This window comes from Planococcus maritimus (assembly GCF_001687625.2).
GTDB classification, from domain to species: domain Bacteria; phylum Bacillota; class Bacilli; order Bacillales_A; family Planococcaceae; genus Planococcus; species Planococcus maritimus.
On sequence record NZ_CP016538.2, the window covers coordinates 925,614 to 943,389 of the forward strand.

General features: G+C 48.9%; 13 protein-coding genes, 3 rRNA genes and 1 riboswitch. All 16 genes read left to right on the plus strand.

All coding sequences use genetic code 11. The features are described from left to right. Positions 1-16 precede the first annotated feature (16 nt). Positions 17-1,354, plus strand: a complete 1,338-nt coding sequence (locus BBI11_RS04585) for an NCS2 family permease (RefSeq protein WP_068461072.1) — start codon at positions 17-19, stop codon at positions 1,352-1,354. A gap of 453 nt (positions 1,355-1,807) precedes the next feature. Next, positions 1,808-3,358: ribosomal RNA gene (locus BBI11_RS04590) — 16S ribosomal RNA — on the plus strand. A gap of 189 nt (positions 3,359-3,547) precedes the next feature. Next, positions 3,548-6,480 (plus strand): 23S ribosomal RNA (locus BBI11_RS04595). Positions 6,481-6,613: 133 nt separating this feature from the next. After that, positions 6,614-6,729 (plus strand): 5S ribosomal RNA (rrf, locus tag BBI11_RS04600). The 16S, 23S and 5S rRNA genes sit together here, the layout of an rRNA operon. A gap of 169 nt (positions 6,730-6,898) precedes the next feature. Next, positions 6,899-7,420 carry a DUF2179 domain-containing protein gene (locus BBI11_RS04605; protein ID WP_068465607.1) on the plus strand — a complete coding sequence of 174 codons (522 nt, stop codon included), beginning with the start codon at positions 6,899-6,901 and terminating at the stop codon, positions 7,418-7,420. Further along, a complete protein-coding gene (locus BBI11_RS04610) occupies positions 7,417-7,605 on the plus strand; it encodes an NETI motif-containing protein (RefSeq protein ID WP_068461074.1) in 189 nt (62 codons plus the stop codon). Before BBI11_RS04605 ends, BBI11_RS04610 begins: the two co-directional genes overlap by 4 nt. Positions 7,606-7,690: 85 nt before the next feature. After that, a riboswitch (purine riboswitch) is annotated at positions 7,691-7,791 on the plus strand. Between the two features lie 136 nt (positions 7,792-7,927). Next, positions 7,928-8,416 (plus strand): 5-(carboxyamino)imidazole ribonucleotide mutase, encoded by a 489-nt coding sequence (gene purE / locus BBI11_RS04615; protein WP_068461076.1) that lies wholly within the window; start codon positions 7,928-7,930, stop codon positions 8,414-8,416. Continuing rightward, complete coding sequence (gene purK, locus BBI11_RS04620; protein WP_068461078.1) at positions 8,413-9,537, plus strand: 5-(carboxyamino)imidazole ribonucleotide synthase; 1,125 nt, start codon at positions 8,413-8,415, stop codon at positions 9,535-9,537. Before purE ends, purK begins: the two co-directional genes overlap by 4 nt. A 16-nt stretch (positions 9,538-9,553) precedes the next feature. Then, positions 9,554-10,849 (plus strand): adenylosuccinate lyase, encoded by a 1,296-nt coding sequence (gene purB, locus BBI11_RS04625; RefSeq protein ID WP_068461080.1) that lies wholly within the window; start codon positions 9,554-9,556, stop codon positions 10,847-10,849. A 15-nt stretch (positions 10,850-10,864) separates the two neighbouring features. Further along, positions 10,865-11,578, plus strand: a complete 714-nt coding sequence (gene purC / locus BBI11_RS04630) for a phosphoribosylaminoimidazolesuccinocarboxamide synthase (RefSeq protein ID WP_068461083.1) — start codon at positions 10,865-10,867, stop codon at positions 11,576-11,578. Further along, the gene (gene purS / locus BBI11_RS04635; protein WP_068461084.1) at positions 11,578-11,832 is read left to right on the plus strand and encodes a phosphoribosylformylglycinamidine synthase subunit PurS; all 255 of its coding nucleotides are present in this window, start codon (positions 11,578-11,580) and stop codon (positions 11,830-11,832) included. Before purC ends, purS begins: the two co-directional genes overlap by 1 nt. After that, positions 11,829-12,512 (plus strand): phosphoribosylformylglycinamidine synthase subunit PurQ, encoded by a 684-nt coding sequence (gene purQ / locus BBI11_RS04640; protein WP_068461086.1) that lies wholly within the window; start codon positions 11,829-11,831, stop codon positions 12,510-12,512. The genes purS and purQ overlap by 4 nt, the downstream gene beginning before the upstream one ends. Continuing rightward, positions 12,496-14,721, plus strand: coding sequence for a phosphoribosylformylglycinamidine synthase subunit PurL (purL, locus tag BBI11_RS04645; protein WP_068461088.1), 2,226 nt, complete (start codon positions 12,496-12,498; stop codon positions 14,719-14,721). The genes purQ and purL overlap by 17 nt, the downstream gene beginning before the upstream one ends. Next, the gene (gene purF, locus BBI11_RS04650) at positions 14,697-16,118 is read left to right on the plus strand and encodes an amidophosphoribosyltransferase (RefSeq protein WP_068461091.1); all 1,422 of its coding nucleotides are present in this window, start codon (positions 14,697-14,699) and stop codon (positions 16,116-16,118) included. The genes purL and purF overlap by 25 nt, the downstream gene beginning before the upstream one ends. Positions 16,119-16,129: 11 nt before the next feature. Then, on the plus strand, positions 16,130-17,191 hold the full coding sequence (gene purM / locus BBI11_RS04655) for a phosphoribosylformylglycinamidine cyclo-ligase (protein ID WP_068461092.1): 1,062 nt from the start codon (positions 16,130-16,132) through the stop codon (positions 17,189-17,191). Then, complete coding sequence (gene purN, locus BBI11_RS04660; RefSeq protein ID WP_068461093.1) at positions 17,181-17,765, plus strand: phosphoribosylglycinamide formyltransferase; 585 nt, start codon at positions 17,181-17,183, stop codon at positions 17,763-17,765. The genes purM and purN overlap by 11 nt, the downstream gene beginning before the upstream one ends. The last annotated feature ends 11 nt before the right edge of the window (positions 17,766-17,776 follow it).

Consider the following 17,776-nt stretch of genomic DNA (forward strand, 5'->3'; position numbering starts at 1 on the left):
TACGGAGGAATTATGCATGAAGAAATATTTTCAGTTTGAAGAACTTGGCACAAACTATCGTCAAGAATTTATCGGCGGTTTAACCACATTTTTAGCGATGGCGTATATTTTGGTAGTCAATCCATTAACGCTGACGATGGACTCGATTCCTGATTTGGATCCGGCCCTTCGCATGGATTATGGTGCAGTATTTGTGGCGACAGCGTTAGCAGCTGCTATCGGAAGCTTATTGATGGGAATCATAGCAAAATACCCGCTTGCTTTGGCGCCAGGTATGGGCCTCAACGCGTTCTTCTCTTATACGGTTGTTCTTACCTACGGTGTGCCTTGGCAAACCGCATTGACGGGGGTATTGGTTTCAGGCTTGATTTTTATCCTGCTGACATTGTCGGGCATCCGTGAAACCATCATCAATGCCATTCCGGCCCAATTGAAATACGCAGTCGGTGCGGGTATTGGCCTTTATATTACGTTTATCGGATTGCAAAATGCCGGGATCATTGTAGGCAATCCGGATACACTTGTTGGGCTCGGCGATTTAACGACTGGATCCGCTTTGCTCGCAATCTTCGGCTTATTTATTACCGTGATCATGATGGTTCGTGGAGTAAAGGGAGGGATTTTCTTTGGGATTCTGATTGCTGCTGTCGTCGGCATGGTTTTCCAAGTAATCAGCTTACCGACTGCAGTCATTGATTTAAATGTTCCGAGCCTCGCGCCGACATTCGGCGTAGCACTCGAACCCATCTTTAATGACCCGGGTTCATTAATGACTATCCAATTCTTAGTCATTGTACTGACATTTTTGTTCGTAGACTTTTTCGACACTGCCGGAACATTGGTGGCGGTAGCGAACCAAGCTGGTCTAATGAAAGACAATAAATTACCACGCGCTGGAAAAGCTTTGCTCGCGGATTCAATTGCAACGGTGAGTGGAGCTATCTTCGGAACTTCGACTACTACGTCATACATTGAGTCGACGTCTGGTGTAGCAGCTGGAGCACGTTCCGGTTTTGCTTCGGTGGTTACAGGAATTCTATTCCTGATTGCGATTCTTTTCTATCCATTGTTGTCAGTAATCACAAGCGCGGTCACAGCGCCAGCCTTGATCATTGTCGGCGTCCTGATGGTCTCAGCTCTTGGTCAAATTGAATGGGGTAAGTTTGAGATTGCTGTTCCAGCCTTTCTAACAATGATCGCGATGCCGCTTGGTTATAGTATCGCTACGGGGATTGCGATTGGCTTTATCTTCTATCCGATCACGATGTTGGTTGCAGGAAGAAGAAAAGAAATTCATCCTATCATGTATGGGCTATTCGTTATTTTTGTTTTGTATTTCATTTTCTTAGTCTAAAGAAAGACTGTCGGCGTAAGCCGGCAGTTTTTTTATATCGCCAAAAAAGCTTCCTTCTATATATAGTAGGAAGTGTGTTAAAGAATTGTCCAGTAGGCGATGTGTTTACGAGTTGATTGACGATTAATAAATTGAGGCAAGTATTTGAATGAAAGGAAGCAACATCCTTTCAAAATTGTAATAATTTTTTAGTTGAATATTAAGAATATTGAGTTATAATTAAAACAGTAAAAGTTTCTCATAAAAGCTTGACGTTATTTTTGTAGCGTGCTATATTAGTCAAGTCGCCAAGAGAGGCGCACAACATGAACCTTGAAAACTGAACAGCAAAACGTCAATAATACAGTCGCGAGCGATCGCGACACAACTTACTGATCAGCTACGGCAGATCAAGCGAATCGCGCGTCTTTCGAGACGGCGATACGCCAGCAGTATTGAGCAATCAACTACTCTATAATGGAGAGTTTGATCCTGGCTCAGGACGAACGCTGGCGGCGTGCCTAATACATGCAAGTCGAGCGGAACCATTGGAGCTTGCTCCTTTGGTTTAGCGGCGGACGGGTGAGTAACACGTGGGCAACCTGCCCTGCAGATCGGGATAACTCCGGGAAACCGGTGCTAATACCGAATAGTTTGCGGCCTCTCATGAGGCTGTACGGAAAGACGGTTTCGGCTGTCACTGCAGGATGGGCCCGCGGCGCATTAGCTAGTTGGTGGGGTAATGGCCTACCAAGGCGACGATGCGTAGCCGACCTGAGAGGGTGATCGGCCACACTGGGACTGAGACACGGCCCAGACTCCTACGGGAGGCAGCAGTAGGGAATCTTCCGCAATGGACGAAAGTCTGACGGAGCAACGCCGCGTGAGTGAAGAAGGTTTTCGGATCGTAAAACTCTGTTGTGAGGGAAGAACAAGTACCAACTAACTATTGGTACCTTGACGGTACCTCACCAGAAAGCCACGGCTAACTACGTGCCAGCAGCCGCGGTAATACGTAGGTGGCAAGCGTTGTCCGGAATTATTGGGCGTAAAGCGCGCGCAGGCGGTCCTTTAAGTCTGATGTGAAAGCCCACGGCTCAACCGTGGAGGGTCATTGGAAACTGGGGGACTTGAGTGCAGAAGAGGAAAGTGGAATTCCACGTGTAGCGGTGAAATGCGTAGAGATGTGGAGGAACACCAGTGGCGAAGGCGACTTTCTGGTCTGTAACTGACGCTGAGGCGCGAAAGCGTGGGGAGCAAACAGGATTAGATACCCTGGTAGTCCACGCCGTAAACGATGAGTGCTAAGTGTTAGGGGGTTTCCGCCCCTTAGTGCTGCAGCTAACGCATTAAGCACTCCGCCTGGGGAGTACGGCCGCAAGGCTGAAACTCAAAGGAATTGACGGGGGCCCGCACAAGCGGTGGAGCATGTGGTTTAATTCGAAGCAACGCGAAGAACCTTACCAGGTCTTGACATCCCGCTGACCGCCTAGGAGACTAGGCTTTCCCTTCGGGGACAGCGGTGACAGGTGGTGCATGGTTGTCGTCAGCTCGTGTCGTGAGATGTTGGGTTAAGTCCCGCAACGAGCGCAACCCTTGATCTTAGTTGCCAGCATTCAGTTGGGCACTCTAAGGTGACTGCCGGTGACAAACCGGAGGAAGGTGGGGATGACGTCAAATCATCATGCCCCTTATGACCTGGGCTACACACGTGCTACAATGGACGGTACAAAGGGCTGCAAACCCGCGAGGGGGAGCCAATCCCAGAAAACCGTTCTCAGTTCGGATTGTAGGCTGCAACTCGCCTGCATGAAGCCGGAATCGCTAGTAATCGCGGATCAGCATGCCGCGGTGAATACGTTCCCGGGCCTTGTACACACCGCCCGTCACACCACGAGAGTTTGTAACACCCGAAGTCGGTGGGGTAACCCTTACGGGAGCCAGCCGCCGAAGGTGGGACAGATGATTGGGGTGAAGTCGTAACAAGGTAGCCGTATCGGAAGGTGCGGCTGGATCACCTCCTTTCTAAGGATAATATCGGAACCGATTTTTCGGAATCGGGTTGACGTTTTGCGTTCAGTTTTGAAGGTTCACTCCTTACGGAGCACTTTCAAACTTGTTCTTTGAAAACTGGATAGATCGACATTGATTAAGAAACAAGCATCATAGTAGCGTGATCGCGATTGCGATCAACTTATTTTTTTGACCATCAGTGGTTAAGTTAATAAGGGCGCACGGTGGATGCCTTGGCACTAGGAGCCGAAGAAGGACGGCACTAACACCGATATGCCTCGGGGAGCTGTAAGTGAGCTGTGATCCGGGGATTTCCGAATGGGGAAACCCACTGTTCGTAATGGAGCAGTATCCATGTGTGAATTCATAGCACATGAGAAGGCAGACTCAGGGAACTGAAACATCTAAGTACCTGAAGGAAGAGAAAGCAAATGCGATTCCCCAAGTAGCGGCGAGCGAAACGGGATCAGCCCAAACCAGAAGGCTTGCCTTCTGGGGTTGTAGGACACTCTATACGGAGTTACAAAGGAACGGATTAAGCGAAGCGACCTGGAACGGTCCGCGAGACAGGGTAACAGCCCCGTAGCTGAAAGTTCGTTCTCTCCAGAGTGGATCCTGAGTACGGCGGAACACGAGAAATTCCGTCGGAATCCGGGAGGACCATCTCCCAAGGCTAAATACTCCCTAGTGACCGATAGTGAACCAGTACCGTGAGGGAAAGGTGAAAAGCACCCCGGAAGGGGAGTGAAATAGATCCTGAAACCGTGTGCCTACAAGTAGTTAGAGCCCGTTAATGGGTGATAGCGTGCCTTTTGTAGAATGAACCGGCGAGTTACGATTACATGCAAGGTTAAGGCCTATAAGCCGGAGCCGCAGCGAAAGCGAGTCTGAATAGGGCGAATGAGTATGTAGTTGTAGACCCGAAACCAGGTGATCTACCCATGTCCAGGGTGAAGGTAAGGTAACACTTACTGGAGGCCCGAACCCACGCACGTTGAAAAGTGCGGGGATGAGGTGTGGGTAGCGGAGAAATTCCAATCGAACCTGGAGATAGCTGGTTCTCTCCGAAATAGCTTTAGGGCTAGCCTCAAGAAGAGAATCCTGGAGGTAGAGCACTGTTTGGACTAGGGGCCCATCCCGGGTTACCGAATTCAGACAAACTCCGAATGCCAGTGATTTATACTTGGGAGTCAGACTGCGAGTGATAAGATCCGTAGTCAAGAGGGAAACAGCCCAGACCACCAGCTAAGGTCCCCAAATATCCGTTAAGTGGAAAAGGATGTGGCGTTGCTTAGACAACCAGGATGTTGGCTTAGAAGCAGCCATCATTTAAAGAGTGCGTAATAGCTCACTGGTCGAGTGACACTGCGCCGAAAATGTACCGGGGCTAAACGGATTACCGAAGCTGTGGATGGACATCGTAGATGTCCGTGGTAGGAGAGCGTTCTAAGGGCGTTGAAGTCAGACCGGAAGGACTGGTGGAGCGCTTAGAAGTGAGAATGCCGGTATGAGTAACGAAAGACGGGTGAGAATCCCGTCCACCGAATGCCTAAGGTTTCCTGAGGAAGGCTCGTCCGCTCAGGGTTAGTCGGGACCTAAGTCGAGGCCGATAGGCGTAGACGATGGACAACAGGTTGATATTCCTGTACCACCTCCCCGCCGTTTGAGTAATGGGGGGACGCAGAAGGATAGGGTGAGCGTGCCGTTGGTTGTGCACGTCCAAGTTGTGAGATGAGAAACGAGGCAAATCCCGTTTCTATATACATCAAGCAGTGATGGCAAGAGGTTTACCTCAGAGTCCCTGATTTCACACTGCCAAGAAAAGCCTCTAGCGAGGCGGGAGGTGCCCGTACCGCAAACCGACACAGGTAGGCGAGAAGAGAATTCTAAGGTGAGCGAGTGAACTCTCGTTAAGGAACTCGGCAAAATGACCCCGTAACTTCGGGAGAAGGGGTGCTCTGGTAGGGTGTTAAAGCCCGAGAGAGCCGCAGTGAATAGGCCCAGGCGACTGTTTAGCAAAAACACAGGTCTCTGCAAAACCGTAAGGTGACGTATAGGGGCTGACGCCTGCCCGGTGCTGGAAGGTTAAGGGGAGTGCTTAGCGCAAGCGAAGGTGCGAACCGAAGCCCCAGTAAACGGCGGCCGTAACTATAACGGTCCTAAGGTAGCGAAATTCCTTGTCGGGTAAGTTCCGACCCGCACGAAAGGCGTAACGATCTGGGCACTGTCTCAACGAGAGACTCGGTGAAATTATAGTACCTGTGAAGATGCAGGTTACCCGCGACAGGACGGAAAGACCCCGTGGAGCTTTACTGTAGCCTGATATTGAATTTTGGTGCAACTTGTACAGGATAGGTAGGAGCCAGAGAACCCGGAGCGCCAGCTTCGGGGGAGGCGTCGGTGGGATACTACCCTGGTTGTATTGAACTTCTAACCCACAAGCCTTAGCGGCTTGGGAGACAGTGTCAGGCGGGCAGTTTGACTGGGGCGGTCGCCTCCTAAAGAGTAACGGAGGCGCTCAAAGGTTCCCTCAGAATGGTTGGAAATCATTCGCAGAGTGTAAAGGCACAAGGGAGCTTGACTGCGAGACGGACAGGTCGAGCAGGGTCGAAAGACGGACTTAGTGATCCGGTGGTTCCGCATGGAAGGGCCATCGCTCAACGGATAAAAGCTACCCCGGGGATAACAGGCTTATCTCCCCCAAGAGTCCACATCGACGGGGAGGTTTGGCACCTCGATGTCGGCTCATCGCATCCTGGGGCTGTAGTCGGTCCCAAGGGTTGGGCTGTTCGCCCATTAAAGCGGTACGCGAGCTGGGTTCAGAACGTCGTGAGACAGTTCGGTCCCTATCCGTCGCGGGCGCAGGAAATTTGAGAGGAGCTGTCCTTAGTACGAGAGGACCGGGATGGACACACCGCTGGTGTACCAGTTGTTCTGCCAAGAGCATCGCTGGGTAGCTATGTGTGGCCGGGATAAGTGCTGAAAGCATCTAAGCACGAAGCCCCCCTCAAGATGAGATTTCCCATTGCGCAAGCAAGTAAGATCCCTCAGAGACGATGAGGTAGATAGGTTCGGGGTGGAAGCGTGGCGACACGTGCAGCTGACGAATACTAATCGATCGAGGACTTAACCAATAACTGAAATGCGTTTCCATAATCCAATGTCGATTTATCCAGTTTTGAAAGAATAAGATAATATTTTTCAAAAAAATGCTTGAAATAATCGGTATTATTGATATAATAAATCTTGTCTTTCAAATTAATACAGTCTAGTGATGATGGCAAAGAGGCCACACCCGTTCCCATCCCGAACACGGAAGTTAAGCTCTTTTGCGCCGATGGTAGTTGGGGGTTTCCCCCTGTGAGAGTAGGTCGTCGCTGGGCACCTAATAGAAAGACCGTTACCGGAAAAACCGGTAACGGTCTTTTTTTATTCATATGCGTTTTTTCTAAAACAAGGTCTATTCCCCCTTGCATTCATGCGTTGATTAACCTAATATGAAATTTAATTGCGAAGGAAAGGGTGCAGAAATTGGATATCAATCCGTGGTTAATGGTTCTTATAATATTTTCAATCAATATCGTCTATGTCACTTTCTTTACTGTGCGGATGATTATGACACTCAAAGGTTTTCGATATATGGCGGCCCTTGTGAGCATGGTGGAAGTGGTTATATATATAGTAGGTCTTGGCTTGGTTTTGGATAACCTGGATCAGATTCAAAATTTAATTGCGTATGCGATTGGTTATGGATCTGGAGTTGTCATTGGTTCCAAAATTGAGGAAAAAATGGCTCTTGGATATATAACGGTCAACGTCATCAGCAACGATGAAAGCGATTATCTTCCCCGTCAGTTGCGTGAAAAAGGTTACGGTGTGACAGACTGGGATGCGAATGGAAGAGATGGCGGTAGACAAGCCATGCAAATTTTAACACCGCGGAAGATGGAATTGAAATTATACAAAACGATTCAAGAAATCGATCCCAAAGCATTTATTATTGCGTACGAACCGAAAACTATTCATGGTGGATTCTGGGTCAAACAAGTGAAAAGAGGTAGGTTATTCAAATGAATAAAAAAACACTCTGGTTTGAAGTGCAGGAACATGAAACAATGGAAGACTGCCTAGACCGGATGAAACGAGAGGGTTACATGGCTGTTGGGCGAAAAGAAGAGCCCTTATTCGAGGAAGTTAACGGAGAACCCGTACCCGTTCGTCAGATTATCAAGTTCAAAGGGAATAAAATCGAAAATTAGCAGAAGATGGGTAAAAAACACGAACGTTAAAAGATGTCTTTTGGTTATCGTTCGACTTTACCATTGACGCATATGAATCATCTTGTTATGATTAATAAGGAAACCCCATATATGCAGAAGAATTGGCTTCTGCGTCTCTACCAGGACACCGTAAATGTCCGGACTATGCGGGAAAGCAACTTATGGTACTTATAACGGAGGATGTGCTTTTTTATGCCATCACGTATGTTTTCGTTGAATCAAAGTCCTTAAGTAAACTGCTTTTCACGTCATGTGAGCAGTTTATTTGAGGGCTTTTTACTTTTGAAAGAGAGGTTATTGAATGAATCCGCGAATTGGCATTATTATGGGAAGCTCGAGTGATTGGGAAACGATGAAACATGCTTGCGATGTGCTAGATGAATTGAAAATCGGTTATGAGAAAAAAGTGATATCAGCTCATCGAACACCTGACTTGATGTTCAGCTATGCTGAGGAAGCGCGTGCCAAGGGCTTGCATGTTATTATTGCAGGCGCTGGAGGAGCTGCTCATCTACCGGGGATGGTTGCAGCAAAGACTACCCTGCCGGTCATTGGGGTTCCTGTGCAATCGAAAGCATTGAATGGCTTGGATTCCTTGTTATCGATAGTTCAAATGCCTGGCGGAGTGCCGGTCGCAACGGTAGCAATTGGGAAAGCCGGCGCAATTAACGCGGGACTACTGGCTGCCCAAATTCTTGGAACGGTGGATACTGATGCGGCCCAAGCACTAGAAGAAAGACGAAAACGAACTGCGGAAGCCGTTTTGGAAAGTTCAGGTGATTTGGTGTGACTAGAACAATCTTACCGGGTCAAACTATCGGGATTATCGGTGGAGGGCAGTTAGGCCGCATGATGGCGTTAGCTGCTAAGGAAGCCGGCTTTAAAATTGCTGTCTTGGATCCAGGTATGGATTCGCCGACGGGGCAAGTAGCAGATGTTCAAATCGTTGCCCCTTTTAATGATGCACAAGCTTTGGAAGAACTAGCGGAAGTGAGTGACGTCATTACGTATGAGTTTGAAAACATTGATGTAGACGGGCTTCGCCACTTATCTGAAATCGCCTATGTGCCACAAGGGGCTGAGCTGATTGGGATCACGCAAAACCGGATTCTTGAAAAGCAGGCTATCCGTGAGGCTGGAGTTCCCGTAGCGAATTATATAGAAGCTTCTTCTTTCGATGAATTGCAAAAGCAGATCGCTCATTTGGAGTATCCCTTTGTCGTTAAAACGGCTAGAGGTGGTTATGACGGGAAAGGCCAGCAAATGGTGGAGAATGAAAAACAATTGGCAGCAGCTGAAGCCTTATTTCAAACCGGAGATTGTGTAGCGGAAGCGTTTATAGATTTTACGATGGAAATATCTGTTGTGATCCAGCGCAATACACTAGGTGAAACAGCTATATTGCCAATAGGAGAAAATATCCATAAAAACCATATATTGCATCAAACGGTAGTTCCGGCACGTGTTAGCGAAGAAACGTTAACGAAGGCGAAAGTGGCAGCAGAGGCGATAGCCGAACATCTGCAAATGATCGGGACTTTGGCTGTCGAAATGTTTGTACTGCCGAATGGGGAAATTCTGGTGAATGAATTGGCGCCTCGCCCTCATAATTCGGGACATTATTCAATAGAAGCAACGAATATCTCGCAGTTTCATCAGCACATCCGCGCTATTTGCGGCTGGCCATTACGTGAACCGAAGCTGTGGAGCCCTGCTGTGATGGTGAATGTATTAGGTGAACATGTAGCGCAGCTGACGACGAAAATCGCGCATTACCCGGACTGGTCAATTCATCTATACGGAAAAGACGAAGCGAAGCATAAACGCAAGATGGGGCATGTGACCATTTTGACAGAAGACGTAAATCAGACATTACAAGAAATCGACGCATCTGGCATTTGGCCGGAATAATTGGAGGATATTGAATATGATCGCACGTTATACACGCCCGGAAATGGGTGCCATTTGGACAGAAGAAAACAAATACCAGGCTTGGCTTGAAGTTGAAATTCTCGCTTGTGAGGCGTGGGCGGAAATTGGTGACATTCCGAAAGAAGATGTAGCGAAAATCCGTGAGAACGCTGGTTTTTCTGTAGACCGCATCTTAGAAATTGAAGAAGAAACCCGTCACGACGTAGTGGCTTTTACACGTGCCGTTTCTGAGACACTTGGGGAAGAGCGCAAATGGGTTCATTACGGATTGACCTCGACGGATGTTGTCGATACGGCACTTTCCTATCTATTGAAGCAGGCGAACGAACTCCTGCGCAAAGATTTAACGAACTTTATCGATATTTTAGCGGTGAAAGCAAAAGAGCATAAAATGACAGTGATGATGGGCCGCACACACGGTGTCCACGCAGAGCCGACAACATTTGGATTGAAATTGGCACTTTGGCACGAAGAAATGAAGCGTAACCTGGAGCGTTTTGAAGCGGCAGCAAAATCGATTGAAACTGGTAAAATGTCCGGTGCGGTTGGAACGTATGCAAATATCGATCCTTTCGTTGAAGAATATGTATGCAAGAACTTAGGCATTGCTGCATCGCGGATTTCCACACAAACTTTGCAGCGTGACCGTCATGCGCAATATATGAGCACACTCGCATTAATCGCGTCATCGGTCGAAAAATTCGCGACGGAAATCCGCGGCTTGCAAAAGTCCGAAACACGCGAAGTGGAAGAGTTTTTCGCCAAAGGGCAAAAAGGATCTTCCGCAATGCCTCATAAACGTAATCCAATCGGTTCTGAAAATATGACTGGCCTCGCGCGTCTTATTCGCGGCTATATGATGACTGCTTATGAGAACGTATCGCTATGGCACGAACGCGATATCTCGCATTCCTCTGCAGAGCGCGTCATCTTGCCAGATGCGACGATTGCCTTGAACTATATGCTCAACCGCTTTGGCAATATCGTCAAAAACTTGACGGTGTTCCCGGAAAACATGAAGCGCAATATGGATTCGACTTTAGGATTGATCTACTCACAGCGTGTACTTTTGACATTGATCGATAAAGGCATGGCTCGCGAAGCGGCATACGACACGGTACAGCCTTGCGCGATGGAAGCATGGGAAACGCAGACGTCTTTCCGTAAAGTCGTCGAAGCGAATGACACGATCACATCACAGCTAACGAAAGAAGAGCTGGATGATTGCTTTGATTACAACCACCACTTGCAGCAAGTCGATATGATTTTCAACCGTCTTGGATTAAATTAAACGGGGGCCTCGATCATGGAAAAAGCTCAGCTATTGTACGAAGGAAAAGCGAAGCGTCTGTATCAAACAGACGAGCAAGGCGTTCTATGGGTGGAGTATAAAGATTCTGCCACTGCGTTTAACGGAGAGAAGAAAGAAGAGATCTCAGGCAAAGGACGCTTGAACAATCAAATTACCTCTTTACTGTTTGAGAAATTAAAAGCAAACGGTATCGCCTCTCATTTTGTGAAACAATTATCTGATAGTGAGCAACTGGTTCGGGAAGTAAGTATTATTCCGATTGAAGTGGTCGTGCGCAATATCGTCGCCGGCAGCATGGCGAAGCGTCTTGGGCTCGATGAAGGCAAGACGATCGACGTACCGGTCGTGGAATTTTACTTGAAAGATGATGCGCTTGGCGATCCGCTGATTACGGACGATCATGTCAGCATGCTTGCGCTTGCGACGGAACAGGAAGTCGCTTCCCTAAAAGACAAAGCACGAAAGATCAATGAGGTATTGATTGGCTTTTTCCAAGAAATCGGTGTCGACCTGGTCGATTTCAAGATTGAGTTCGGCCGTGATGAACATGGGGACATCCTCTTGGCGGACGAAATTTCACCCGACACATGCAGATTATGGGACAAAGAAACAAAACAAAAACTCGATAAAGACGTATTTCGCCGGAATCTCGGCAACTTGACCGATGCTTATGAACTCATTTTATCTCGACTGGGAGGACAAAATTGATGAAAAAAGTAAAAGTGTATGTGACATTGCGTGAAAGTGTACTTGATCCACAAGGTTCCGCTGTGATGGGATCGCTCCATAAAATGGGCTATAACGAGGTCCAGGACGTTCGGATTGGTAAATATTTGGAGCTGGTCATTGGAGATAGCGAACGCGATGTCGATGCGTTGGTCGACGAACTCTGCAACCGGATGCTGGCGAATACGGTGATTGAAGATTACAGGTACGAAATCGAGGAGGTTGTCTCGCAATGAAGTTCGCAGTGATTGTTTTCCCAGGGTCGAATTGTGACTTGGATATGTACCATGCCATCAAAGATGAGCTTGGAGAAGAAGCGGAATATGTCTGGCACGATACGAAAGACTTAAGCGGCTATGATGGAATTTTGCTTCCGGGTGGTTTTTCCTACGGCGATTATTTACGTGCCGGTGCTATTGCGCGTTTTTCAGGAGTCATGGAAGAAGTGCGCAAAGCAGCAGAAGACGGCAAACCGGTTCTAGGCATCTGTAATGGCTTCCAAATCTTAACGGAAGCAGGACTTCTTCCTGGTATGCTGATGCGCAATAAGAACTTGAAATTTACTTGCGGCACCGTCAGCTTGAAAGTGGAGAATGCCCATACTTTGTTCACGAACGAATATAAAGAAGGCGAAGAAATTCGCATTCCAGTCGCTCATGGGGAAGGCAATTATTACTGCGACGATGCGACATACCAGCATTTGCAAGACAATAACCAAATCGTTTTCACTTACGCAGAAGATTTTAACGGCAGCCGCAATAACATTGCAGGGATCATTAACGAGCGTGGCAACGTGCTCGGCATGATGCCCCACCCAGAACGCGCCGTTTCCGACTTGATCGGCGGAACGGACGGTTTGCCATTATTCAGATCAATCGTTAAACAGTGGAGGGAATCGCATGTCAGTCACGCTTGAGCCGAATACGCAGCAGATTAAAGAACAGAAAATCTACCAGCAGATGGGTTTGTCGGACGCTGAATTCAAAATGGTTGAAGATATACTCGGCAGAACGCCAAATTATACGGAGACCGGTTTGTTTTCTGTCATGTGGTCTGAACATTGTTCCTATAAAAATTCCAAGCCGGTGTTGTCAAGATTCCCGACTAAAGGCGACCATGTATTGCAGGGGCCCGGAGAAGGCGCGGGCATCGTCGACATTGGCGACGGCCAGGCTGCGGTATTCAAAATGGAATCGCATAACCACCCGTCCGCGATTGAACCTTATCAAGGCGCAGCGACAGGCGTTGGCGGCATTATTCGTGATGTGTTCTCCATGGGCGCACGACCGGTTGCTCTATTGAACTCGTTGCGCTTTGGGGAACTAGAGACACCGCGCGTCAAGTATCTGTTTGAAGAAGTGGTTGCTGGTATCGCTGGCTACGGCAATTGCATCGGCATCCCAACAGTCGGCGGCGAAGTGCAATTCGATGCATCGTATGATGGCAATCCGCTTGTCAATGCGATGTGTGTCGGTTTGATCGATCATAAAGACATCCAAAAAGGCGTCGCTAAAGGCACTGGCAATCCGGTTATGTACGTTGGCGCGAAAACTGGCCGTGATGGCATTCACGGCGCAACATTTGCTTCAGAAGAATTGACGGACGCATCTGACGAGAAACGCCCAGCAGTCCAAGTTGGCGACCCTTTCATGGAGAAATTGCTCTTAGAAGCATGTCTTGAACTCGTGAAATCGGATGCGCTAATCGGCATTCAGGACATGGGGGCAGCTGGACTGACTTCATCTTCAGCCGAAATGGCATCTAAAGCCGGATCTGGCATTGAGATGGACCTCGATCACGTCCCGCAGCGCGAAACAGGCATGACGGCATATGAAATGATGCTGTCAGAATCCCAGGAACGCATGCTGATCGTGGTTAAACAAGGACGCGAGCCGGAAATTGTCGAGCTGTTTGAAAAGTATGGCTTGGACGCTGTAACAGTCGGGCGCGTAACGGACGATTCAACTTTGCGCTTGAAGCATAAAGGCGAAATCGTCGCGGAAGTGCCGGTCGATGCATTAGCAGAAGATGCACCGGTCTATCATCAGAAATCGAGCGTGCCGCAATATTATAAAGAATTCCAGGAATTGCCGAACGAAGAGCCGAAAGTCGAAGACCATCAGTCAACTTTGATGTCGCTCTTGCAGCAACCGACCATCGCTTCAAAAGAATGGGTTTACAATCAATACGACCACCAAGTGCGCACGAGCACAGTCGTTTCTCCGGGCTCTGACGCAGCGGTCATCCGTGTACGCGGAACGAATAAAGGCTTGGCAATGACAACGGATTGCAACTCACGCTATATTTACTTGGATCCGGAAACCGGAGGCAAGATTGCCGTTGCAGAAGCTGCACGCAATGTCGTCGTCTCAGGCGGACGCCCGCTTGCGATCACAGATTGCCTGAACTTTGGCAACCCGGAAAAGCCAGAGATTTTCTGGCAGCTCGAAAAAGCGGCGGACGGCATGTCTGCAGCTTGCTTGCAATTGAATGCACCGGTCATCGGCGGAAACGTCTCTTTATATAATGAAACGAGCGGTACGGCTATTTACCCGACACCGACCATTGGGCTTGTAGGCCTCGTGGAAGATTTAAAGCACGTCACGACACAGGATGCCAAAAAACAAGGCGATTTCGTTTACCTCGTTGGCGGCACCATGACGGAATTCGGCGGCAGTGAATTGCAGAAGATGGTGGAAGGCCGTATTTTCGGTAAAGCACCATCGATCGATTTGGAAGTGGAAGAACAGCGCCAATCACAAATCCTATCAGCGATTCAGCAAGGTTTGGTCCAATCTGCTCACGATACAGCAGAAGGCGGCATTGCAGTAGCGCTGGCCGAAAAAACATTCGGCAACGGGCTTGGGGTTGAAGTCACATTGACGGGTTCAAAAACGACTGCACTATTCAGCGAAACACAGTCACGCTTTTTGCTGACGGTGTCGCCTGAACATACTCAAGCGTTCGAGGAAACGGTGAAAGATGCACGGAAAATCGGTGAAGTCACGGGTGATCACATGATCGTCAAAGGGGAAGACGGAGCCGTATGGATCGATGAATCGGTCGAAACGCTCCGCTCCGCCTGGAAAGGGGCTATACCATGCTTGCTGAAATCAGAGGCTTAAACGAAGAATGCGGGATTTTTGGCATTTGGGGCCACACCAACGCAGCGCAACTTACGTATTATGGGCTTCATGCTTTGCAACACCGCGGCCAAGAAGGCGCAGGAATCGTTTCGACTGATGGAGAAGCTTTACGCGCTTTAAAAGGCGAAGGCATGGTCAGTGAAGTGTTCACTCCCGAGAAATTGGAGCAGATTACTGGCACTGCAGCAATTGGTCATGTCCGATATGCAACAGCAGGCGGCAGCGGCATCGAGAATGTCCAGCCTTTGCTGTTCAACTCGACAACTGGCAGCTTGGCGATTTCGCATAACGGCAATTTGGTCAACGCGACGCAATTGAAGGGCCATCTTGAGCGCCAAGGCAGCATTTTCCAAACGACCTCCGATACAGAAGTGCTTGCTCATTTGATCAAGCGCAGCGGTTACGAAAGTTTCGAAGAAAAAGCGAAAAATGCCTTGTCTTTGTTAAAAGGGGCATTTGCGTGTTTAGTTCTGACAGAAGAAGCCATGTTTGTGGCACTCGACCCGAACGGATTACGCCCTTTGTCTGTCGGGAAAATGGGGGATGCGTGGGTAGTTGCTTCTGAAACTTGCGCATTCGATATTGTCGGTGCGGAACTTGTCCATTCGGTAGAACCTGGGGAATTCCTCATTGTGAATGATGACGGCATGCGCAAGGAACGTTTTGCTTATCCAGAAGAGCGTTCAATTTGCACGATGGAGTACGTCTATTTTTCCCGTCCGGACTCGGATATTGATGGCATCAATATCCACTCTGCAAGAAAACGGCTCGGCAAGCAATTGGCGAAAGAAGTTCATATCGATGCGGACGTCGTTACAGGTGTTCCTGATTCGAGTATCTCTGCCGCAATTGGCTTTTCCGAACAAAGTGGCATCCCGTATGAACTTGGGCTCATCAAAAATCGCTATGTCGGCCGGACGTTCATCCAGCCTTCACAGGAAATGCGAGAACGCGGCGTTAAGATGAAATTGTCTCCGGTCCGCCAAGTGGTCAAAGGCAAGCGCGTTGTCATGGTTGATGACTCGATTGTTCGTGGAACGACTTCACGGCGTATCGTCGCCTTGCTGAAAGAAGCGGGAGCGACGGAAGTTCATGTCGTGATTAGTTCGCCGCCGATCAAGAATCCTTGTTTTTATGGCATTGATATTAGCACATCGGGTGAATTGATCGCTGCGAACAATACAGTGGAAGAGATGCGCGAAATCATCGGAGCGGATTCGCTGACATTTTTGTCGGTTGACGGGATGGTACAAAACATCGGCCGCACGGATCCAGGTTCGAAATGCGGCCATTGCCTGGCATGTTTCACTGGCGAATACCCAACGAATATCTATCCAGATACCGTGTTACCGCACGAAAAAGAAAAAGTGAAATAGGGGGAACCGAAGTGTCTAAAGCGTATGAAAAAGCAGGCGTCAATATCGAAGCAGGCTATGAGGCCGTCAAGCGGATGAAATCTCATGTTGAACGTACCGCACGCACCGGAATGCTCGGTGCATTCGGCGGATTCGGCGGCATGTTCGATTTGTCCGAGCTGAATTTGAAACAACCGGTTCTCGTCTCCGGAACAGACGGTGTCGGCACGAAGCTAAAACTGGCTTTTATGGCGGATAAGCACGATACGATCGGCATCGATTGTGTGGCGATGTGCGTCAACGATATCGTCGCACAAGGTGCGGAACCTTTGTTTTTCCTCGATTATATTGCTTGCGGCAAAGCGGTTCCCGAAAAAATTGAACAAATCGTCAAAGGTGTTGCGGATGGCTGCGTGGATGCAGGCGCCGCATTGATTGGCGGCGAAACCGCTGAAATGCCTGGGCTATATGACGCCGATGAATACGATATTGCCGGCTTTGCGGTCGGTGCTGCAGAAAAAGCGGATATCGTGACAGGCGAGCGCATTCAAGCAGGTGACGTGTTGGTCGGGCTTGCTTCAAGTGGCATCCACTCGAACGGTTATTCGCTCGTGCGCCATATTTTATTCGGTGCGGAGGAAGGTTCATTGGATAAGACAGTGGCAGGCTTTGAACAACTTGGCACGCTCGAATCCTTGTTGCTGGAGCCGACGAAAATTTATGCCAAGACCGTTCAGTCGATCCGCAAACAGGCAGATGTTCACGGCATGGCGCATATCACAGGCGGTGGATTTATCGAAAACTTGCCGCGCATGATGCCTAAAGGGCTGGGTGTAGAAATCGAGCTAGGCTCTTGGCCCGTACTTCCGGTGTTTGACTTGTTAAAAGAGCAAGGAGAATTAGCAGACCGCGATTTGTATTCGGTCTTCAATATGGGCATTGGCTTTGCCGTGGCAGTTTCTGAAGCTGAAGCCCAACAAGCGATTCAAGCAGCTGAAGCAAGCGGCGACAAAGCCTATGTCATCGGCCGCGTGACAGATGTAGAAGGTGTCCAGTTCCAAGGCAGTCAGGACGGGACTTTACATGAAGAATAGAACAAAATTGGCCGTTTTCGCTTCTGGAAACGGCTCTAATTTTCAAGCGCTTTACGACGCGACACAAGACGGGCGGCTCGATGCGGACATTGCATTTGTCGTGGCGGATAAGCCGTCAGCGTTTGTCCTGGAACGGGCAAAGCAGGCGGGAGTTCCCGCATTTTCGTTTACACCGCGTGATTATGCATCCAAACAGGCATATGAAGAGATGCTAGTGGGAAAATTGGAGGAAGCGGGAGTCGAGTGGCTCGCGCTGGCTGGATTTATGCGTTTGGTTGGCCCGGTTTTGCTTACTGCTTACGAAAACCGCATCGTCAATATCCACCCATCGGTGCTGCCGGCGTTCCCGGGTAAAGACGCCATCGGGCAGACGCTAGAAGCCGGGGCGGAAGAAGCTGGAGTCACCGTCCATTTTGTCGATGAAGGCATGGATACAGGAGCAATCATTGCACAGCGCTCGTTTCCAGTGAATGGACAGAACCGTGAAACCGTAGAACGCAAAATCCATGACATCGAACATCAATTATATCCTGAGAGTTTGCAACAATTATTCAGCCGGCAGCAGTCGGTCTAGGAGGTCTATGC